The sequence below is a fragment of the Bradyrhizobium sp. 44 genome, assembly GCF_023073095.1.
GTDB lineage: Bacteria > Pseudomonadota > Alphaproteobacteria > Rhizobiales > Xanthobacteraceae > Bradyrhizobium.
Window position 1 is genome coordinate 279,012 of the sequence record NZ_JADPIY010000004.1, and the last position, 20,646, is coordinate 299,657.

20 protein-coding genes are annotated in these 20,646 nt (G+C 65.2%); 11 read left to right on the forward strand and 9 right to left on the reverse strand.

Going from position 1 to position 20,646, the window contains the following annotated elements; genetic code table 11:
- Positions 1 to 111: 111 nt before the first annotated feature.
- The 3 genes from IVB41_RS01295 to IVB41_RS01305 are packed head-to-tail and all read right to left on the reverse strand — an operon-like array spanning position 112 to position 2,589.
- A complete protein-coding gene (locus IVB41_RS01295) occupies positions 112 to 1,026 on the reverse strand; it encodes an SDR family oxidoreductase (RefSeq protein WP_247288650.1) in 915 nt (304 codons plus the stop codon).
- 5 nt (positions 1,027 to 1,031) lie between these two features.
- Positions 1,032 to 2,171, reverse strand: a complete 1,140-nt coding sequence (locus tag IVB41_RS01300) for a thiolase C-terminal domain-containing protein (protein WP_027568973.1) — start codon at positions 2,169 to 2,171, stop codon at positions 1,032 to 1,034.
- A 4-nt stretch (positions 2,172 to 2,175) separates the two neighbouring features.
- Complete coding sequence (locus tag IVB41_RS01305; RefSeq protein ID WP_247288652.1) at positions 2,176 to 2,589, reverse strand: Zn-ribbon domain-containing OB-fold protein; 414 nt, start codon at positions 2,587 to 2,589, stop codon at positions 2,176 to 2,178.
- Positions 2,590 to 2,762: 173 nt separating this feature from the next.
- Between IVB41_RS01305 and IVB41_RS01310 the strand changes: the two genes are divergently transcribed.
- The 5 genes from IVB41_RS01310 to IVB41_RS01330 all read left to right on the forward strand — a co-directional run bounded on the left by IVB41_RS01310 (position 2,763) and on the right by IVB41_RS01330 (position 7,681).
- Positions 2,763 to 4,112 (forward strand): amidase, encoded by a 1,350-nt coding sequence (locus tag IVB41_RS01310; RefSeq protein WP_247425997.1) that lies wholly within the window; start codon positions 2,763 to 2,765, stop codon positions 4,110 to 4,112.
- Positions 4,105 to 4,791: a DUF2848 domain-containing protein gene (locus IVB41_RS01315; RefSeq protein ID WP_247425998.1), complete on the forward strand. Its 687-nt coding sequence runs from the start codon at positions 4,105 to 4,107 to the stop codon at positions 4,789 to 4,791. The genes IVB41_RS01310 and IVB41_RS01315 overlap by 8 nt, the downstream gene beginning before the upstream one ends.
- 183 nt (positions 4,792 to 4,974) lie before the next feature.
- Positions 4,975 to 5,721: a 2OG-Fe(II) oxygenase gene (locus tag IVB41_RS01320; protein ID WP_027568977.1), complete on the forward strand. Its 747-nt coding sequence runs from the start codon at positions 4,975 to 4,977 to the stop codon at positions 5,719 to 5,721.
- 10 nt (positions 5,722 to 5,731) lie between these two features.
- Complete coding sequence (alkB, locus tag IVB41_RS01325) at positions 5,732 to 6,385, forward strand: DNA oxidative demethylase AlkB (RefSeq protein WP_247426183.1); 654 nt, start codon at positions 5,732 to 5,734, stop codon at positions 6,383 to 6,385.
- Positions 6,386 to 6,439: 54 nt separating this feature from the next.
- Positions 6,440 to 7,681: an MFS transporter gene (locus tag IVB41_RS01330; protein WP_027568979.1), complete on the forward strand. Its 1,242-nt coding sequence runs from the start codon at positions 6,440 to 6,442 to the stop codon at positions 7,679 to 7,681.
- Here IVB41_RS01330 and IVB41_RS01335 read toward each other — a convergent pair.
- The 6 genes from IVB41_RS01335 to hpaH form a co-directional block, all read right to left on the reverse strand.
- Positions 7,659 to 9,287: a thiamine pyrophosphate-dependent enzyme gene (locus IVB41_RS01335; RefSeq protein WP_247425999.1), complete on the reverse strand. Its 1,629-nt coding sequence runs from the start codon at positions 9,285 to 9,287 to the stop codon at positions 7,659 to 7,661. The two genes, IVB41_RS01330 and IVB41_RS01335, sit on opposite strands and share 23 nt — an antisense overlap.
- A gap of 24 nt (positions 9,288 to 9,311) precedes the next feature.
- Complete coding sequence (locus IVB41_RS01340) at positions 9,312 to 10,181, reverse strand: fumarylacetoacetate hydrolase family protein (protein ID WP_247426001.1); 870 nt, start codon at positions 10,179 to 10,181, stop codon at positions 9,312 to 9,314.
- A 3-nt stretch (positions 10,182 to 10,184) separates the two neighbouring features.
- Positions 10,185 to 11,168, reverse strand: a complete 984-nt coding sequence (hpaD, locus tag IVB41_RS01345) for a 3,4-dihydroxyphenylacetate 2,3-dioxygenase (protein ID WP_027568982.1) — start codon at positions 11,166 to 11,168, stop codon at positions 10,185 to 10,187.
- A 66-nt stretch (positions 11,169 to 11,234) separates the two neighbouring features.
- The gene (gene hpaE, locus IVB41_RS01350; protein ID WP_247426003.1) at positions 11,235 to 12,773 is read right to left on the reverse strand and encodes a 5-carboxymethyl-2-hydroxymuconate semialdehyde dehydrogenase; all 1,539 of its coding nucleotides are present in this window, start codon (positions 12,771 to 12,773) and stop codon (positions 11,235 to 11,237) included.
- Positions 12,766 to 13,164 (reverse strand): 5-carboxymethyl-2-hydroxymuconate Delta-isomerase, encoded by a 399-nt coding sequence (locus tag IVB41_RS01355; RefSeq protein ID WP_247426006.1) that lies wholly within the window; start codon positions 13,162 to 13,164, stop codon positions 12,766 to 12,768. The genes hpaE and IVB41_RS01355 overlap by 8 nt, the downstream gene beginning before the upstream one ends.
- 30 nt (positions 13,165 to 13,194) lie before the next feature.
- Complete coding sequence (hpaH, locus tag IVB41_RS01360; RefSeq protein WP_247426008.1) at positions 13,195 to 14,001, reverse strand: 2-oxo-hept-4-ene-1,7-dioate hydratase; 807 nt, start codon at positions 13,999 to 14,001, stop codon at positions 13,195 to 13,197.
- Positions 14,002 to 14,111: 110 nt separating this feature from the next.
- On the opposite strand from hpaH, the gene hpaR reads away from it, so the two are divergent.
- The 6 genes from hpaR to IVB41_RS01390 all read left to right on the forward strand — a co-directional run bounded on the left by hpaR (position 14,112) and on the right by IVB41_RS01390 (position 20,360).
- Positions 14,112 to 14,630: a homoprotocatechuate degradation operon regulator HpaR gene (gene hpaR, locus IVB41_RS01365; protein WP_027568986.1), complete on the forward strand. Its 519-nt coding sequence runs from the start codon at positions 14,112 to 14,114 to the stop codon at positions 14,628 to 14,630.
- Positions 14,631 to 14,748: 118 nt separating this feature from the next.
- The gene (locus tag IVB41_RS01370; RefSeq protein WP_247426010.1) at positions 14,749 to 15,834 is read left to right on the forward strand and encodes a malate/lactate/ureidoglycolate dehydrogenase; all 1,086 of its coding nucleotides are present in this window, start codon (positions 14,749 to 14,751) and stop codon (positions 15,832 to 15,834) included.
- Between the two features lie 142 nt (positions 15,835 to 15,976).
- Positions 15,977 to 16,753, forward strand: coding sequence for an HpcH/HpaI aldolase/citrate lyase family protein (locus tag IVB41_RS01375; RefSeq protein ID WP_018456947.1), 777 nt, complete (start codon positions 15,977 to 15,979; stop codon positions 16,751 to 16,753).
- Between the two features lie 93 nt (positions 16,754 to 16,846).
- Positions 16,847 to 18,370 carry a UxaA family hydrolase gene (locus IVB41_RS01380; RefSeq protein ID WP_027568988.1) on the forward strand — a complete coding sequence of 508 codons (1,524 nt, stop codon included), beginning with the start codon at positions 16,847 to 16,849 and terminating at the stop codon, positions 18,368 to 18,370.
- A gap of 186 nt (positions 18,371 to 18,556) precedes the next feature.
- Positions 18,557 to 19,078: a PAS domain-containing protein gene (locus IVB41_RS01385; protein WP_247426012.1), complete on the forward strand. Its 522-nt coding sequence runs from the start codon at positions 18,557 to 18,559 to the stop codon at positions 19,076 to 19,078.
- The gene (locus tag IVB41_RS01390) at positions 19,056 to 20,360 is read left to right on the forward strand and encodes a methyl-accepting chemotaxis protein (protein WP_247426014.1); all 1,305 of its coding nucleotides are present in this window, start codon (positions 19,056 to 19,058) and stop codon (positions 20,358 to 20,360) included. The genes IVB41_RS01385 and IVB41_RS01390 overlap by 23 nt, the downstream gene beginning before the upstream one ends.
- Positions 20,361 to 20,646 lie beyond the last annotated feature (286 nt).

The following is a 20,646-nucleotide window of genomic DNA, read 5'->3' on the forward strand; positions in this document are numbered from 1 at the left end:
CGCCTCCCATTTTTTTGTTTGGGAGAAAACTGTCCGCCTGCAATCGGGCGTAAAGCGGGCGATCCCCGGCTGGACAACCGGAGATCGCAATGCAGCAAAGGTGGAATTCGCTTACACGGGATCCCAAGGGAAGATGTCGGCGGAGCGGTCGAGCTTGTAGAACGAACCTTTCAGCGCCGGCATGCCGTGTTCCGCGATCGATTGCGGCGTCCAACCTTCGCTCCGGTGCACCGAGCGCAGCGGACGGTTCTGGCTGAACAGGAACAGCTCGTTCATGCGTGCGCCAAAGATCTGCCCGGAGACGTCCTTGGCGGCGTCGGAGAGCAGATAGGCGCAGACCGGCGCGATCTTCTCCGGTCCCATCTGCTTGATCTTCTCGACGCGCGCCTTCTCGGCTTCGGTCTCGGTCGGGATGGTGCCGATCATGCGGGTCCAGGCGAACGGCGAGACGCAGTTGGAACGGACGTTGAAGCGGCCCATGTCGAGTGCAATCGACTTCGACAGGCCGACGATGCCGAGCTTGGCGGCGGCGTAATTGGCTTGGCCAAAGTTGCCGATCAGGCCCGAGGTCGAGGTGAAGTGAACAAAGGAGCCGCTCTCCTGCTCGCGGAAGATCCGCGCCGCGGCGTGGCTGACGTAGAACGAGCCCATCAAATGCACCTTGATGACGGCCTCGAACGCTTCCACGCTCATCTTGTGGAAGATCATGTCGCGCAGGATGCCGGCATTGTTGACCACGCCGTCGAGCCGGCCGAAATGATCGGTCGCGGTCTTCACGATCTTGCTGGCGGGGATGGCTTCGGCCACCGACTCGAAATTGGCGACGGCGGTGCCGCCGCGCTTCTTGATCTCCTCGACCACCTCCTCGGCGGGCGCGGCGCTGGTGCCGGCGCCGTCAGCGGCGACGCCGGGATCGTTGACGACGACCTTGGCGCCTTCACCAGCGCAAAGCAGCGCGATCTCCCGCCCGATGCCGCGGCCTGCGCCGGTAACGATGATGACCTTGTCTTGCAGTGATTTGCTCATGTGGATTACCTCTCGTTCGTAAACACGATCGTGCCCGACGCGGCGAACATGCCGCCGACGCCGTGGCACACCGAAATCTTCGCGTTGGCGACCTGCGCCGGCGCAATGCCGCGCATCTGGCGGACGCTCTCCTGGAGCGCGTACATGCCGTACATGCCGGAATGCATGTAGCTCAATCCGCCGCCATTGGTGTTGAGCGGCAGCTTGCCGCCCGGGCGCGTGTTGCCGTCGGCGATGAACTTGCCGGTCTCCTCGTGCGGCATGAAGCCGAGATCGCCGAGGCCGAACAGCGGCAGATGCGCAAACGCGTCGTAGATCATGAGATGATCGACGTCCTTATGTGCAATGCCGGCCTCCCTGAACGCCAGCGGTCCCGCGGTCTTGAACGCGCGCGAGGAATTAAAAGTCTCCATCTGGCTGACCATCGGCGTCTCCACGCTCTCGCCGGTGCCCATGATGTAGACCGGCTTGCGCGGAAAATCCTTGGCACGGTCCGCCGAGGTCAGGATCAGCGCGCCGCCGCCGTCGGTGACGAGGCAGCATTGCAGCAGGCGGAAGGGATAGGCGATCATGCGCGAGTTGAGGACGTCTGCGACCGTGATGGGATCCTTCATCATCGCGCGCGGATTCTTCGCCGCCCATTCCCGCTGCACCACCGCGACCGCGGCGAGCTGCTCGTGCGTGATGCCGTAAGTCTTCATGAAGCGCAGCACGGGGATCGGGAACATGCTGGGCGGGCCGTAGACGCCGAATGGCGCCTCGAACTGGCCTTGCAGGCTGTCGGCGGGGATCGAGCGCGGCGCCTTGCCGATCATCGACTTGCCGCTCTCGGCATGGGTGATCAGCACGGTCTTGCAGAGGCCGGCCTCGATCGCCGCGGCGGCATGGCGGACGTGCAGCATGAAGGAGCAGCCGCCGACCGAGGTACCGTCCACCCAGGTCGGCTTGATGCCGAGATAGTGGCAGACCTGCTGCGGTGTCTCGACGGCGGTGGCGAAGCCGTCGATGTCCGACAGCTTCAGGCCGGCATCGGCAATGGCATTGAGCGCCGCATCCGCGTGAAGCTGGAGCTGCGAGGCGTTGGGAATGACACCGAGCTCGGTGGTCTCGGCCGCGCCGACGACGGCAACCTGATTGCTGCGCATGGGCTTACCCCTTCGCCGGACGGAATACGGGGAGGGTGATCTTGTCATCGAGCGCCTCGAAGGCGACCTCGAGCTTCATGTCGAGCTCGAGCGCCTCCGGCATCTGCGGGCAGTCGATGATGTTGCTCATCATCCGCGGTCCCTCGGCAAGTTCAACCACGGCGATCGCGTAAGGCGGCGTGAAGCCGGGCGCGGCGGGACGATGGTTGATCACGTAGCTGTAGAGGAAGCCCTTGCCACTCGCCTTGAAGATGCTGACCTTGCGCGAGGCGCAGGACGGGCAGAACGGGCGCGGCGGAAAATAGACATGCGCGCAGGCGTCGCAGCGCTGCAGGCGCAACTCACCCGCCTTGGTACCGTCCCAGAAATGCTGGGTCTCGGGCGTCGGTTTCGGTCGCGCGCGCTGCGGTTCGGCCATCTCGGCAGGTCCTCCCAAGGCCAAGCTGAGCCCGGCTGTTGCGATCTTGATGCGACAATCGACCATGGCGCGTCAACGGTCCAGCAATGCGCATGCATGCCATCATGCGCACAATGCTTGTGTCGAAGTGAGGCAGCGCTATACATTGCGCGCAAATATTCCGTGAGACAGACATGCCCGATTTTCCGACAGTGACGAAGCTCGCCGAAGACCTCGAAAGCGGCCGCACCACCTCCCGCAAGCTGGTCGAGGCTTGCATCGCCAAAATCGCCGATCCGGCCGGCGAGGGGCAGCGTGCCTTCATCCATGTCGACAAGGATGCCGCGCTTATGGCGGCCGATGCGATGGACGGTTTGCGCAAGGTGAAGGCGGCGCCGTCGCGCTACGCCGGTATCCCGGTCTCGATCAAGGATCTCTTCGACATCAAGGGCCAGGTGACGCGCGCCGGCTCCCGCGCGCTCGACGATTCCTCCCCGGCCGAACAGGATGCCCCCACGGTGGCGCGGCTGCGCAAGGCCGGCTTCGTCGTGATCGGGCGCACCAACATGACCGAGTTCGCCTATTCCGGCATCGGCATCAATCCGCATTACGGCACGCCAAAGGGCGTCTGGAACCGGGCCGAGGGCCACGTGCCCGGCGGGTCGTCCTCGGGCGCCGCGGTTTCCGTGCTCGACGGCATGGCGCATGGCGCGCTCGGCACCGACACCGGCGGCTCCTGCCGGATTCCGGCGGCCTATAACGGCATCGTCGGCTACAAGCCGACGCAGCGGCGCGTGCCGCTCGACGGGGCTGTGCCGCTGTCGTTCTCGCTCGACAGCATCGGGCCGCTGGCACGATCGGTCAGTTGCTGTGCCATTCTCGATGCCGTGCTTGCGAACGAGCCGATCGCCCCGCTGAAGCCCCGGCCCGTCAAGGGCATGCGGCTGGCGGTCCCGACCACGATCGCGCTCGACGACCTCGACGCGGCTGTGGCCGGGACATTCGAGCGTGCGCTCAAAAGCCTTGCCGATCACGATGCGATCATCGAGCGCATCGAGATGGCCGAATTCCACGACATCGGGCCGATGAACGCCAAGGGCGGCTTTGCGGCTTCCGAAAGCTATGCCTGGCATCGCTACCTCCTCACGTCCAAGGGCGACGTCTACGATCCCCGAGTCTCCGTGCGCATCATGCGTGGTGAGGCGCAGAGCGCGGCGGACTACATCGATCTTCTCCACGAGCGCCGCTCGCTGATCGCCCGCGTCAATGCGCGCATCGCGCCCTATGATGCGCTGGTGCTGCCGACCACCGCCAACACGCCGCCGAAAATTTCGGATCTTGCCGACGACAAGGCGTTCACCAGGGAAAACCTGCGGGCGCTCCGCAACTGCACCCTGATCAACATGATCGACGGCTGCGCCATCTCGCTGCCTGCGCATCGCGAGGGCGAGATTCCGGTCGGCCTGATGCTGGCGGGCGCGGGCGGATCGGACCGCCGTATCTTCGAGCTTGCTGCCGGCATGGAGGCCGTAATTCGTGTTTGACCTGACTTTCACCGTTGACGCCCAGGACACCACCACGCCGCTGACGCTGGCGATCGACCAGATGGTCATCGCCGGCTGGACCGGCCGCGATCCGGTCGCGCGCGACAAGCACATTGCCGAGCTGCAGGAGATGGGTATCGCCCCGCCGGCCTCGACGCCGATCTACTATCGCGCCTCGGCACGACGGCTGACGATGGAAGACAGCATCGAATGCACCGGCGGCGATTCCTCTGGCGAGGTCGAGTTCGTGCTGATCGGCTGGCAGGGTCGCCTTTTCGTCGGGTGCGGTTCCGACCACACCGACCGCAAGGTCGAGGCCTATAACGTCACGGTGTCCAAGCAGATGTGCGACAAGCCGATCGCATCCACGCTGTGGGAGCTCGAGGACGTCATCGGCCACTGGGACAGGATGATCCTGCGCTCCTGGGCCACGATCGAGGGCGAGCGCGTGCTCTATCAGGAGGGCACGCTCGATGCGATGCTGCCGGTCGCCGACCTGATCGCGCGTGGCTTCGAGGGAGGGAAATTTCCCGACGGCTGCGCCATGTTCGGCGGCACGTTTGCGGCGAAGGGCGGTATCCGCCCCGCCGACCGTTTCGATTTCGAGCTGGAAGACCCGGTGCTGAAGCGCACGATCAAGCACGGCTATGACGTGGTGACGCTGCCCGTGAGGGGCTAAGGTCTCTCCGCCGTCATTGCGAGCGGAACTCTCTCCGCCGTCATTGCGAGGAGCCCTTGCGACGAAGCAATCCAGGCTGGTTCCGCGGGGGGATTCTGGATTGCTTCGCTCCGCTCGCAATGACGGGGAGAGAGACGGAAATCGGGTGGTAGAGGACGGGGCGGTCTTGCGAAGGTCAGAGCCATGACAGCAACAGCACGCAAATCGCCTCATAAGTCAGCCACGGACCCCGCCGCCCGCGTCGATGCCCTCGACTGGCCCCAGATCACCGGCGAACTCGACACCCAGGGCTGCGCGCTCCTGAAAGGCCTGCTCACGCCGGACCAGTGCCGCGCCGTCGCCGCGCTCTATCCCCACGACGCCAACTTCCGCAGCCGCATCGTCATGGGCCGCCATGGCTTCGGTCGCGGCGAGTACAAATATTTCTCCTACCCGCTGCCTGACCTGATCGCGCAGTTGCGCCCGACGCTCTACGCGCATCTCCAGGGTGTCGCCAACCGCTGGAACGAGGCTATGGGGATCGACATCCGCTACCCGGCCGAACACGCGGCGTTCCTGAAGCGGTGCCACGAGGCAGGCCAAGCGCGACCGACGCCGCTGCTGCTGCAATACGAGGCCGGCGATTTCAACTGTCTGCATCAGGACCTCTATGGCGAGCACGTGTTCCCGTTGCAGGTCGCGATCCTCTTGTCGGAGCCCGGCCGCGATTTCACCGGCGGCGAGTTCGTGCTGACCGAGCAGCGCCCGCGCATGCAGTCCCGCGCCGAAGTGGTTCCGCTCGCGCAGGGCGACGCCGTGGCCTTCGCTGTGCATCACCGCCCGGTGCAGGGGACACGCGGCACCTACCGCGTTAATCTCCGCCATGGCGTCAGCCGGGTCAGGTCCGGTCAGCGCCACACACTAGGTGTGATCTTTCACGATGCGAAATAAAACGCTGCCACTGATGGCGGATTTGTTCGATAGCGTTGCCGAAGCCCAGCCGTCGCGCGAGGAGATCGCCGACGGCGCCGTTCTGCTGCGCGGCTTCGTCAAGCCGATCGAGAGCGAGTTGATCGAAGCGGTGCGCGCCATCGTGGCGCAGTCGCCGTTCCGCCGCATGACCACGCCCGGCGGGCATCTGATGTCGGTCGCCATGACCAATTGCGGCGAGCGCGGCTGGATCACCGATCATACCGGCTATCGCTATGATCCCATCGACCCGCGGACCGGGGCGCCGTGGCCGGCGATGCCGCCGGTGCTCCGCGATCTGGCGTTGCGCGGCGCGGAGCAGGGCGGCTTTGCCGGCTTCGCGCCCGACGCGTGCCTCGTCAACCGCTACGAGCCCGGCACGCGGCTGTCATTGCATCAGGACAAGGACGAGCTGGATTATTCAGCGCCGATCGTCTCGGTCTCGCTCGGGCTGCCTGCGACGTTCCTGTTCGGCGGCCTGGCACGCAGCGACAAGCCGCGCCGCTTCCGCTTGGTCCATGGCGATGTCGTGGTCTGGGGCGGGCCGTCACGGCTCGCCTATCACGGCGTCGCGCCGCTGGCCGACGGTGAACATGCGTTGCTGGGGCGGAAGCGGATCAATTTGACGTTCCGAAAGGTCCGCTGACGCGTTTCCTCGCAGCCGCCGCTCGTCTAAGCTTCCGGCGGGGGAGACGGCGATATGGCGACCACACAGCTCTCGGCCGGCACTGGCGCGGCCAACCGTACCGGCTTGTATCTGGCCGTGCTGCAACTGGCGTTCACGCTTGGCTGGACCACCTACGTCATCTATCTGCCAAAGCTCGCGGCTGAGGTCGGCGTCGCGCCATCAGCCGTCATCCTCATCCTGATGCTGGACCAGGCGATCTTCACCATCGCCGACACCGCGATGGGGATCGCCGCCGACAAGATCGCTCCCCATCTCGGCAGGCTAGGCCTGTTCGTCGGGCTCGTGGCCGCGATCTCCTGCGGCGCGTTCGTCGCGCTGCCCTTCGTCGCAGGACGCGGGGTGGCCGCGCAGGGGTGGTTCATTGCCCTGATCGTGGTCTGGTCGATCACCTCGTCCGCGCTGCGCGCGCCGCCGCTGACCCTGCTCGGCAAATACCGCGCCCGGCCGCAGGTGCCGTTCCTCGCCGCGCTCGCGATGCTCGGCTATGGCGTCGCCGGCGCAGTCTCGCCCTATCTCGGCGTGGTGCTGCGCGAGCACGATGCGCGGCTGCCCTTCGTGATATCGAGCGCAGTGTTGCTGTTGACCGCGCTCGGACTGTCACGGATCGAGCACGAGGTGGCCCGCGACACCGCGCCGCCGACACCGCCCGAAGCGGCAAAGCCGCTTGGCCTCGTGCCGATCGCCTTCATCGTCGCCATGGTGGCGCTCGCGCTCGGTTATCAGTTGCACTTTGCTCTGAACAGCGCGCCGTTCTACCTGCGCTTTGCCAAGCCGGATGAGCTGCAATGGCTGATGCCGGTGTTCTGGATCGGTTTCAACATTGCCATGTTTCCGGCAAGCCTCGTCGCCAAGCACCGTGGCGGCGTGATCGTGATGGGCGCGGCCGGACTGCTTGGAGCGGTCGCGATTGCTGCGGCCGAATTCGCCGGCAGCCTCAACACGCTGATCGTCGCGCAGTTTCTCGCCGGAGCAGCGTGGGGCTGCATGCTGATGAGCGCGATCTCGGCTGCGTTGGCCATCGGCTCGACCGGCGCGGAGGGGAAGGTGACCGGCCTCGTCTTCTCGGCGCTGGCACTCGGGACCTTGGCACGAATGGCGGCGGTCGCCGGCGGCTTGCAGAAAGTGCCTGACTACGCGCCGCTGCTGCACTGGGCCCCGGTCGCCTGCTGGGCGGTCGCAGGCGCGGGCCTGCTGGTGATCGCGGCGGCGCGGCTACAGGGCGGCGTTCACCTCAAGGCTTCGGCGGGTGGATGAACGCCCAGGGGCTCACTTCCGAATCCCTGGTCACTTCGATCGAGATCAGATACGGCCCGCCATGGGCGAGCGCCTTCTCCATCGCCGCCTTGAACTGGTCCGGCGCAGTGACGCGCGCTGATGCGACGCCAAAGGACTCCGCCAGCTTGACGAAATCCGGGTTGACCAGATCCGAGGCCACCACGCGGCCGTCGAAGCGCTCGCGCTGGTCGCGGCGGACATTGCCGTAGGCGTTGTTGTTGAACACCAGCGTCACCACGCCGATGTTGAACTGCACGGCGGTGGCGAGCTCCTGCACGCCGAACATGAAGCCGCCGTCGCCGGTGATCGCCACCACCGGCTTGTCGGGATTGGCGACCTTGGCGCCGAGCGCGGTCGGGAAGCCCGAGCCGAGTGTGCCCTGATAGCCTGATGTGATGAAGGTGCGCGGCTCGTAGATCGGAAAACCGTACCAGGAGGCGAAACCGAACTGCGACAATTCATCTGTCACGATCGCGTTCGCCGGCAGCACCTCGCGCAGGATGTTGAGATATGCCATCTGCGGCTGGATGCGCTGGATCTCGGCTTGCGCCGTCGCAGCAGCCCCGCGGATGTCGCCCCGCCGGCCGCTGGTCCTGGCATAGCCGGCCTTCGTCACGGCGGTGACCAGATCGGCCGCGCCGGCCTTGGCGTCGGCGACGATAGCGACATCGGAGGCGAGCCGGCGCATCTCGGCCGGATCGATATCGACACGAATGGATTTCAGCCCCTTCGGCTGATACGGCCAGCGGAAGCCCGACGCCGGCAGTTCGGCGCGCGTGCCGATTGCGATCATCAAATCGGTTGTCGGCCACAGCTTGTAAGCTGCCGCCATGGTCAGCCCAAGCTCATGCGCGTTGGAGACGATGCCGCGGCCGCTGCGGAAGGCGACGACAGGCGCGTCGATCATCTCGGCGAGTTCGAGAATCTCCTCGCGCGCCTCGATCGCGCCGCTGCCGACGAAGATCATCGGCGCCTTGCTGTTCTTGATCAGCGCGGCCGCCTGCTTGATCATATCAGGGTCGGGCTGCGGTGCGGGCAGCGGCTCCAGCACTTGCGCAGCCGCGGTGTCGGCGCGCTGGGTGAAGACGTCCCAGGGCATCTCGACCGAAGCGGGGCCACGCCGTCCGGACGTCATCTCCTGGAAGGCGCGCGCGACGGTGGTCGGCGCGTTGCCGGGATATTCGATCCGATCCGCCCATTTCACATAGGTGCGCAAGGTCGCGAGCTGGTCCGGCATCTCGTGCAGATGGCCGCGGCCCTTGCCCAGAAACTGCGTCGGCACCTGGCCGGTGACGCACAGCACCGGCTCGTTGCAGCCGAAGGCGGTGAGCAGCGCGGCGCTGGCGTTGAGCACGCCGGGACCCGGCACCACGCTGAACACGCCGGGCCTGCCGCTGGAGCGCGCATAGCCGAACGCCATGTAGCCGCAAGCCTGCTCATGCCGCGCGCCGATCACCTTGAGCTGGGCCTGGTGGAACGCGTCGAACAGGCCGTAGACCTGGGCGCCGGGCAGGCCGAATACAGTATCGACGCCATGGGCGACAAGGCCGCTTACGATCGCTTCGCCGCCGGTGAGGGTAGTCATGGCACTATCCATTCCGATTATTGTTCAGGCTTCGTCGACGACGCCGTTGCGTAAAGATCCGATGCCCTCGGCCGCGACTTCGATAACATCGCCGGGCTTCAGATAACGCGGCGGATCGAACCGCGCACCGGCGCCGGTCGGCGTGCCCGTGACGATGATATCGCCGGGAACGAGCGTTGCGAAGGTCGAGATATAGCTGATGAGATAGCGGAACGGGAACATCAATCGGCTGGTGCGGTCGTCCTGCCGCAGCTCGCCGTTGACATGCGTGGTGAGGCGGATGCCGGCGACTTGCGATTCCTGTGTGTAGGGCACCAGCCACGGGCCGAGGCTGCCGCTGGAATCGAAGTTCTTGCCCTGCGTGACGTTGAACTTGGCATGGCGCAGCCAGTCGCGCACCGAGCCTTCGTTGCAGAGCGTCAGCGCAGCGATGTGATCGAGCGCAGCACTTTCCGGGATGTGCCGGCCGGCCTTGCCGATCACCAGCACGATCTCTCCCTCATAGTCGAGCTGCGCGGAGGCGCGCGGGCGCACCAGCGGTGTGTCGTGGCCGACGAAGGAGCGCGGCGAGCGCATGAACATGCTCGGATATTTCGGCGCGTCCTGGCCGTCCTTGTACTCGGCATTGCGGTCGGGATAGTTGACGCCGATGCAGATGATCTTTTCCGGCGCGGGCACCGGCGGCAGCCAGATGATGTCACCGAGCGCGTGGTCGGGCGTGCGGCCGGCGGCCTCTTCCGCGAAGCTCGCGAGCTTTCCTGCCGCGATCACCTCGCGCAGCGTCGGATAGTCCTTTGCGTGGCGCGCGGAGAGATCGACAATGCCGCCGTCCACGACGGCGCCGTACTTCGTTGCACCCTTGACGGAATAGGTAGCGATGCGAGGGAGGTTCATCGCTTAATCCGCCACCAGCACGTCGGCCACGAAGTTCGGCTCACGCACGGCTTGGCCAGCGAACGGCGAGCCCTGCTCGAACCAGGAGCGCGGGGCGGGCGCGCCCCACAATGTCTGGCGGCGCGGATCTCGCAATGACCAGCGCAGCGGCTCGTGGTCGTGATCGCCGGTGAAATAGTCGCTGGTGTAGAGCTCGAGCCGGTGTCCATCGGGGTCGCGGACGTAGAGGAAGAACGCATTCGAGATGCCGTGCCGGCCCGGGCCACGCTCGATGTTCTTGACGAAGCCTTGCGAGGCCATGACGTCGCAGAGATGGATGATGTTCATCGCCGTCGGCGTCCAGTACGCGAAGTGGTGCAGCCGCGGGCCCTTGCCGTTGGTGATGGCAAAATCGTGGACATTGCCCTTGCGATGCATCCAGGCCGCGGCGATGCGCCCGTTCGGTCCGTCCTCCTCGGCGTATTCGGTGAGGCGAAAGCCGAGCCGGGCATAGAATTCGACGGTGTCCTGCACTTCGGCGGCGAACACGTTGAAATGGTCGAGCCGCTGCGGATGGCAGCCCCTGTAGAGGTCGTAGCGGCGCAGCAGGTGCGGCCGCCGGTCCATCGACGCATACAGCTCGATCTGGAAGCCGAAGGGGTCGGTGAATTGCAGCGTGCGGCCCTGGAAGGGCTGATCGACGAAGGCGTAGCCAAGGCCGTTCTCGGACAGGAACTTCGCGGCCTTGTCCAGATCCCCGTCGTTGCCAACTTTGAAACCGAGCCGGTTGCAGGCAGGCGCCGCCGCCTTGCGCAACACCAGCGAGTGATGCTGGTGCTCCTCGGCGGCGCGCAAGTAGACGACCTTGTCGTCGGCGTCCTCCACATGCAGGCCGACAACGCTTTCATAGAACTCGCGGCTGAGCTTCAGGTCGGTGACGTCCAGCACGGCGTGGCTGGAGCGGATGATGTTGAACGGCGGCTCGAAGATATGTTGCGGTACGGGCATTGCGTTTCCCCTCTCCAGACCCTGCCATTCCCCGTCCGCGCTCCGCGCGCCGAGGAACCGCGGGCGTTAGATTCCCAGCTTCTGAATCTTGTGCGTGCCCCGCGCCAGCGAGACGTGCTTGGTTTCCATGTAGAAATCGAACGAGTAATCGCCGCCGTCGCGGCCGATGCCCGAGGCCTTCATGCCGCCGAACGGCGTCGGCAGATGCCGGACGTTTTCCGAGTTCAGCCAGATCATGCCGGCTTCCAGCGCATCCGCGACACGCAACGCGCGGCCGACATCGTTGGTCCAGACATAGCCGGTCAGGCCGTAGCGGATGTCGTTGGCGATCTCGATCGCGTCTGCTTCGTCCTTGAAGGGCAGCACGGTGAGGAAGGGGCCGAACACCTCTTCCTGCGCCACGCGCATCTTGCCGTGTGCGCCGGTCACCAGGGTCGGCTCGACATAATGTCCGCCGCCGGGGCCGTCATAGGCCTTGCCGCCCACGGCGATCGTCGCGCCGTCCTGGCGTGCGACGTCGAAATAGGAGCACACCTTTGCCAGGTGACGCTCGTGGATCAGTGGCCCGATCTCGGTTACGGGATCGAGGGGATGGCCGACCTTCAGGGCTTTTACGCGCGCCGTGAGTTTCTCGGTGAACTTCTCGGCGATGCCGGCCTGGATCAGCAGGCGGCTCGACGACGTGCAGCGCTCGCCGTTGAGCGAGTAGATCATGAACACGACCGCATCGAGCGCGCGGTCGAGATCGGCGTCGTCGAACACGATCACCGGGTTCTTGCCGCCGAGCTCGAAATGCACGCGCTTCAGCGTGGGCGCGCCCTGAACCATGATCGCGGATCCCGTCGAGCTTTCGCCGACGAAGCCGATCGCCTTGATGGCGGGATGCTCGGTCAACGCCTTGCCGGCCTCTTCGCCAAAACCGTGGACGGTGTTGAGCACGCCGTCGGGCACGCCGGCTTCCTTGACGAGCTTTGCGAGGATAGCCGCCGTGACCGGCGACCACTCGGCCGGCTTGTGCACGACGGTGCAGCCGGCGGCGAGGGCAGGGGCGATCTTCCAGGTCGAAAGCATGAACGGTGTATTCCACGGCGTGATCACGCCGACCGGGCCGATCGGCACGCGCGTCGAGACGTTCCAATGCTCGTCGCTCGGCGTGTTCTGGCCGTCGCGCGCCTCGCCGCATCGATCGGCAAAGAAGCGGAAATTTTCGGCGGCGCGGATCGCGGCCTTGGCCATGAAGCGATAGGCCTGGCCGGTGTCGATGCATTCGAGCACCGCGATGTCCTCGGCGTTGTCCTCGATGGCGTCGGCGACCCGATGCAGCAGCTTCTTCCGCATCGCCGGCGCCATGTCGCGCCAGGACTTGAAGGCGAGGGCGGCAGCGGTGGCGGCGCGATCGACATCCTCGGCATTGCCGCGTGCGACGCTTGCGAGTATCGCGCCGTCGACCGGCGATTTCGTCTCGAACGTCTCGCCAGAGATCGACGGCACGATCTTGCCGTCGATCATATGGCCGATGCCGTCGGCGCGCAGCGTCTTCAGCAGCGGTGCGATGCGGTCGCGATTGGCCTGGAACACATCGGTTTTCGGCGTGGGCTTATCCATGGGCGGCCTCCGCTTTCAGGGCGTCGTGGATGTTGTTGCGCTTCCAGCTCGTATCCTTGTCGTTGATCTGCATGTCGAACGAGAGGGCGAATTTCGAGCTTGCGAAGACGGGATCGAGATGCCGGGAGAGCGCCTCGAAGACATGCTCGCCGGCCGTCTTGCGGGTTGGCAGATCGCGGCCCTCGCCGATGCGCAGCACCATGTCGAGAAAGCCGTAGTCTTGCCGCGCGTCGGCGATGGCATAGTGCTCGCATTTGACGGCGCGGACGCGGATGCCGCCGAGCGGGAAGATGCCGGTCTCGACCGCCGCCTTGCGCACCACCTCACACGCCGCGCCGATGTCGAGGCGGTCGTCGAGATTGGCCGAATATTCGATCGTGAAATGCGGCATCGCGGTTTCACTCCCTGTTTTCTTGTTCGTCTAGGCGAAGTAGCAGCTCACCGAGCCGTAGGCGCCATAATCGGCCTGGATTGTGTCGCCCTTGCGGGTCTCGATCGGACGGATGAAAGAGCCGGCGAGCACGATTTGTCCGGGCTCGAGCGCAAGGCCGAGCGGTGCGATCTTGTTGGCGAGCCAGGCAACGGCCGTGGCGGGATGATTGAGCACGCCGGCGGCAAGGCCGGTCTCTTCGAGCTGGCCGTTCTTGAAACACAACGCACCGATCCAGCGCAGATCGGCGTCAAGCGGGCGGATCGGCCGTCCGCCGAGCACGATGCCGGCATTCGCCGCGTTATCGGCGATGGTATCGAAAATCTTTCGCGTCGCCTTGGTCTGGGGATCGACGCGCTCGATCCGCGTGTCCAGAATCTCCAGCGCCGGCACCACGAAGTCGGTGGCGTTGAGCACGTCGAACAGCGTGCAGTCGGGGCCCGCGAGGCGCTTGCTCATGACGAAGGCAAGCTCGGCTTCCACGCGCGTGGCTATGAAGCGCTCCGTCGGGACGAGGCCACCATCGGCGAAGAACATGTCGTCGAGCAACACGCCGGAATCCGGCTCGTTGATGCCGAGCGCGCTCTGCATCGCCTTCGAGGTCAGGCCGATCTTGTGTCCCCTGACGATGCGCCCCTCGGCAATCTTGACGTCGACCCAAGCCTTCTGAATCGCGTAGGCGTCAGCGATGCCGATGTCGGGAAAGTCCTGCGAGAGCTGCCGGATCTGTGTACGGGTCTTTTCCGCCTGGTGCAGACGGTTCGCGCAAGCTCGGATATCGTCGTTGGAAAGCGCCATTTGTGATCTTACAAATCGTGGTGCGGGAAGATACTTAACATGTTAAGTGAATGCGTCAATCGCAAATTGGCTTGCTGCACTGCAAACGTTTTTTGGCTTGAAGGGGCGTCATGGTGAAGAGACCGGCTGATCCCGCGAACGCAAGCGAGCCCGCCGTCCGGCAGGTGCCGATGCGCGACTTCTCGCGCTCGCTACCGATGTCGCTTCTGCGGGCGCGCGAAGCGGTGATGCGGCAATTCCGTCCATCGCTGCGCGAGCATGGCCTGACCGAGCAGCAATGGCGCATTCTGCGCGCGCTCGCGGCGATCGACACGGTCGAGGTCACGGAACTGGCGCGCACCGCGTTCCTGCTCGGACCAAGCCTGTCGCGCATCCTGCGTGATCTGGAGGCGCGCAACCTGATCGAGCGCAAGACCGCCAAGGCGGACCAGCGCCGCAGCATGGTCTCGATCTCGGAAAAGGGCGTGAAGCTGATGGCCTCCGTGGCGCCGTCCTCCGAAGCGATCTATGCGGAGATCACGCGACGCTTTGGCGCACGCAAGCTCGTCGAGTTGCAGGAGATGCTCGGCGAGCTCGAACAAAGTCTCGCAGGGCTCGGCGCGGGCGAGGAGGCAAGTGCCGAGGAGTGAAAGCAGATATGCGCAAGCGCGTAGCGACAGCAATGGACATTGACGCGCTTTTTCGCTCAAGTGCCGCTCAAGCCGATCACTGGAAAATCGGCGCCGAGGTAGAGGCAAACAGACCCTCATGGTCACCGTCCAGGTTCAGAAGCTGATCGACTTCGTCACCGAGGTCTTCGCGCATGCGCAGTCGTCGCCCGACGAAGCCCGGCGCATCGCCACCTACCTGACCACGGCGAATCTGACCGGCCATGACAGCCACGGCGTGATCCGCGTCCCCGTCTATATTCGCTGGCAGAAGTCCGGCGCGGTCGTGCCCAACCAGAACGCCGAATTGGTGCTCGACACGCCCTCGCTCGCGGTGATCGACGGCAAGTTCGGCTACGGCCAGACCGTGACGCCGCAAGCGGTCCGGATCGGCATCGAGAAGTGCAGGAAGGCGGGACTTGCCGCAGTCGCGCTACGCAATGCGGGCCATATCGGCCGCGTCGGCGATTGGGCCGAAATGGCCGCCGCAGAAGGGCTGATCTCGGTGCATTTCGTCAATGCCGCGGGCTCGCTGCTGGTGGCGCCGTTCGGCGGCGTCGAGAAACGGCTCTCCACCGCGCCTTATTGCGTCGGCATTCCGCGCGAGGGCCAAGACCCGATCGTGCTGGACTTCGCAACCTCGGTCGTGGCCGAGGGCAAGGTGCTGGTCGCGAGCCGCGGCGGCAAGAAGCTGCCGAAGGGCGCGCTGGTCGATGCCGACGGCAGACTGAGCGAGGAGCCGGCCGTGCTCTACGGCCCCTACACGCCGGACGGGCCGCGCGACCACACCAAGGGAACGGGCGCGATCCGAGCGTTCGGCGAGCACAAGGGCTCGGGCCTTGCCTTCATGTGCGAGCTGCTCGGCGGGGCGTTGACCGGAACCGGGGCCACGTCCGGCGGTCGGCGCTTCGCCAACGGCATGCTGGCCTTCTACATCGATCCGAAAGTGGTCGATACCTCCCATGTCTTCGACGCAGAGGTGTCGCGCTATGCGGACTTCATCCGTGCCACCAAGCCGGTGGCCGGGGTCGATCAGGTGCTGATTCCCGGCGACCCCGAGCGGAAAACCAGGGCTGAGCGGACCCAGAACGGCGTCCCCTTGCCGGATGACACCTGGGCGGCAATAGTGAATACGGCCCGCGAGGTCGGCGTCAGCGAAGTGAGCATCCAGAGGGCGACCGCATAGGTCTTGCGTCATTGCGAGCGTAGCGCGGCGCGCCAGTTCGCGGTAACAGCGGGGCTGTGCTGTCGCGGCGCTCGTCATGGTGACGAAGGTCCAAACAACGACGACTTAAACAATAACGGTCCAAAACAAGAAGGAAGGCAACGTGGCGAACAAGGTCAAGGAAATCTGGAAGTCGGGCAAGGCCGTGGTCAACGCGTGGCTCGCGATTCCCTCCGGCTTCTCGGCCGAGATGATCGCGCAGTGCGGCTTCGACAGCGTCACCGTCGATATGCAGCACGGCGTGCAGGATTATCTGTCGATGGTGCAGTGCTTCCAGGCGATGGACAAGCATCCGATCACGCCGATGGTCCGCGTGCCCTGGAACGAGCCCGGCATCATCGGCAAGGTGCTCGATGGCGGTGCCTATGGCGTGATCTGCCCGATGGTCAACACCCCGCAGGAAGCCAGGAACCTCGTTTCCTATGCCAAGTACCCGCCAAAGGGCGTCCGCTCCAACGGCCCGATCCGCGCCGGCATGTACGGCACCGCGGGCTCCTACCAGAAGACGGCCAACGACGACATCGTGCTGCTGCCGATGATGGAGACCAAAACCGCGGTCGAGAACATGGAAGCGATCTTCGACGTCGAAGGCATCGACGGCGTCTATATCGGTCCGTCCGACCTCGGCTTCTCCTACGGCCTCGAGCCGAAGCTCGATCGTACCGAGCCGGAGATCCTCGCGATCTACGAGAAGATCATCAAGGAGTGCGGCAAGCGGGGCCTCAACCCGGGCATCCATTGCAGCGGCGCCGAAGGTGCCGCGCGCGCCATCAACATGGGCTTCAAGCTGGTGACGCTCTCGAACGAGGTCGGCCTGATGACGACCTACGCTAAGATGCAGGTGAATGCCACGCGGAAGGATTCCGGCGGCAAGGCCTGAGAACTCGCGAATGGCGAATGGGGAGTAGCGAATGAGCTGCTCCCCTTTTCCATTCGCCACTCGCTACTCACTATTCGCCCTAAGGAGACTCCCATGACCATCAGCCCCGTCATTCGCCTGCATCCCGATGATGGCGTGCTGATCGCGCGCGCAAGCTTGCCGCCGGGAACATTGGTGGCCGACGGCGTGACCACGGTCGAGCGCATTCCTTCCGGTCACAAGGTCGCGATCAAGCCGATCGCAGTCGGGGAGCCGGTGATCCGCTATGGCCAGATCATCGGCTTCGCGACCACACCGATCGCGCCGGGCCAGCACGTGCACGTGCAGAACTGCGGCATGGGCGATTTCGCCAAGGACTATGCTTATTGCGCCGACGTCAAGCCGACGCCGAATTTCGAGCTGCCGGCAAGCTTCGAAGGCATCCGCCGCCCGGACGGCCGCGTCGCCACGCGCAACTATATCGGCATCCTCACCTCGGTGAATTGCAGCGCGCATGTCGCAAGCCTCGTCGCCGACGTCTTCAAGAAGAATCCGTTCACCGGCGACAATCCACTGGCCGACTTCCCCAATGTCGACGGCGTGGTTGCGCTGACCCACAAGACCGGCTGCGGCATGACACAGAACGAGCCCTTAGCGCTGCTCCGCCGCACGCTCGGTGGCTATGCGCGGCACGTGAACTTCTCCCACGTCATCGTGCTCGGCCTCGGCTGCGAGGTGAACCAGATCGGCGGCTTGATGGAGGAGCAGAAGCTCGCCGGCCGCCTGCGCGCGATGGACATCCAGGAGGTCGGCGGCACCCGCAAGACGGTGGAAGCCGGCATCGCCTTCGTGCGCGAGGCACTCGCGGAGTCCAACAAGGTCAGGCGCGAGTCCGTTCCGGTCAGCGAATTGACCGTGGCGCTGCAATGCGGCGGCTCGGATGGCTATTCCGGCGTTTCCGCCAATCCGGCGCTGGGTGCGGCCAGCGATCTCATCGTACGTCACGGCGGCACCGTGATCCTGTCGGAGACGCCGGAGACTTATGGCGCCGAGCATCTGCTCACGCGCCGCGCCGTCAGCCGCGAAGTCGGCGAGAAGCTGGTCGATCTCATGCGCTGGTGGGACGAATACACCACGCGCGAAGGCGCCGAGATGAACGCCAATCCGAGCCCGGGCAACAAGGCCGGCGGTCTCACCACCATTTTGGAGAAGTCGCTCGGCGCGATGGCGAAGGCCGGCACCACCAATCTCGTCGAGGTGCTGCGCTACGCCGAACCCATCACCAAGAAGGGTTTCGTCTTCATGGACACGCCCGGCTACGATCCCGTTGCCGCGACGGGGCAGGTCGCCGGCGGCGCCAATCTGGTCTGCTTCACCACGGGCCGCGGCAGCGTGTTCGGCTGCAAGCCGGCGCCCTCGATCAAGCTCGCGACCAACACGCCCATGTACAAGCGCATGGAAGAGGACATGGACGTCAATTGCGGCACCATCCTCGAAGGCGAGGAGAGCGTCCAGCAGTGCGGCCAGCGCATTTTCGATCTCATCCTCAAGACCGCGTCCGGACAGCCGACCAAGAGCGAGAGTTTTGATTTCGGCGGCGCCGAGTTCGCGCCGTGGGTGCTGGGCGCGACGATGTAATTCCTCGTTGCGCGTCGGCGGTAACCCTGCACGGCAAGCGACGCTCCTAAGTAATGATACGGAGCCGTCAAGTGAACACGGGGGTTCCCGCGGTCACACCTGATTAACATCTTCTGCCGTAATCCCTTGGGAGGATGCGAACTCCACTCATGTGGGGCGTTCGCCCTTCGTGAGGATTCGTCGACGATGACGCGTGCGATACGGCCGACCGGCGTGGAACATCTCCTCGGTGAGGAGGAGCTGATCGTGTCGAAGACCGATCTCAAGGGCCGCATCACCTACGCCAACGATGTCTTCATCCGCATGGCGAAGTACTCGTGGGAGGAGCTGATGGGCGCCCCCCATAGTCTGATCCGCCACCCTGAGATGCCACGCTCCGTCTTCAAGCTGCTGTGGGACACGCTTCAGTCCAGGCAGGAGATCTTCGCCTACGTCGTCAACCTCGCGAGGGACGGCAGTCATTACTGGGTGTTCGCCCACGTCACGTCGACATTCGACGAGCGTGGCAATATCGTCGGCTATCACTCCAACCGTCGCAGACCCGATCCGGCGCAGATCGAGCGCATCAAGCCGATCTACAAGGCGCTGTGCGCGGAAGAGGCGCGGCACGCCAATGCCAAGGACGGCATGCATGCGAGCTTCGAGGCGATGGCCGGGCTGCTCAAGCAACAGGGTGTCGGCTACGATGAATTTGTGCTCTCTCTCTAAGGCGCAGGGAGCGACCGCGCTCGCATCCGTTCTTGCCGTCGTTGCGTTCGTGCTCTCGCTCGCCGGTGCGACCGGAATTTCCGGTGCGGCGTTGCTTGGCGCGACGGTCGTGCTGCTCGGTTATGCCGTCTGGTGCCAGCATCGCACGGGGGTGGCCGTCGACGAGATGGCAGACGTATGCCGCAAGGCCGCACGTGGCGACCTTGAGGCGCGCATCCTCAGCATCCGCCAGCCCGGACTGATCGGCGCCATTCAGAAGTCGATCAACGACATGCTCGACATCACCGATGCCTATTTGCGGGAAGCCTCGGCGTCGATGGACTATGCAAGCCGCGGCAAATATTTCCGCAAGATTCTCGCGCGCGGATTGCCCGGTTCGTTCCGCCGTTCAGCCACCGTCATCAATTCCGGCACCGACAGCCTCGGCCGTCGCCTGGTCGAGATCGCGGACCTCGCAAAGCAGTTCGGCACGCATCTCGACCAGGTCGCCGGCACTCTGATGGGCGCGGCGACCGATCTCGAATCAGACGCCGGCCAGATGGCGGCGGCGGCCGAGAAGACCAGCCGGCAGACCTCCGCCGTGCTCAGTGCGTCCGACCAGGCCTCGCGCAACGTCGCCACCGTCGCCGGCGCCGCGGAGCAACTCGCATCATCGATCGCCGAGATCGGCCGCCAGGTGGCGGGCTCGACCACCAGCACGGGGCGGGCGGTGAACGAAGCCAATCGTGCCGGCAGCGAGATCCGCACGCTTGCGGACGCGGCGATGCGGATCGGCGACGTGGTCAAGCTGATCAGCGCGATCGCCGAGCAGACCAACCTCCTGGCGCTCAACGCCACCATCGAGGCCGCGCGGGCAGGCGAGGCCGGCCGCGGCTTCGCCGTGGTCGCATCCGAGGTCAAGAGCCTCGCCAACCAGACCGCGAAGGCGACCGAGGAGATCAGCGCCAAGGTCGGCGAGATGCAGCAATCGACCACCAATTCGGTCGCCGCCGTCGAGGCGATTGCGCAGACCATTACCGAGATCAACGGCATCACCGCCTCGATCGCGACCTCGATCGAGCAGCAGGGGCTCGCCACCCGGGAGATCGCCCGCAACGTCCAGGAAGCCTCGGCCGGCACCGCGCAAATGTCCGCCAACGTCACCGGCATCAGCGAAGCCGCCGCCGACACCGGCCGTGTGGCGAGCCGCGTCAACAGCGCCTCCGAACGCGTCCATGGCGAGGTCGAGACGCTCCGGCGCGAGGTGACGCAGTTTTTGCAGCGGCTGACGTCAGCGGCGTAGGACATCGCGGAGAGGACGCGCATTCTTCCCCTCTCCCCTTGTGGGAGAGGGTGGCTCGCAGCGTTTGCGGCGAGACGGGTGAGGGTCTCTCTCCGCGCGCACCTCTCACGCCGGAATCGCGGAGACGTACCCCTCATCCGGCGCTTCGCGCCACCTTCTCCCGCAAGGGGACAAGGAAGAAAGCGACCGCCCGCACCTTGCGTAGGCACCCTTTGCCCGTTGTTAGTGCTTGATCGAGGTCACCAGCGGTGTTCTGCTCAAAAAAGCTGCTGGAGTACCGCACCCC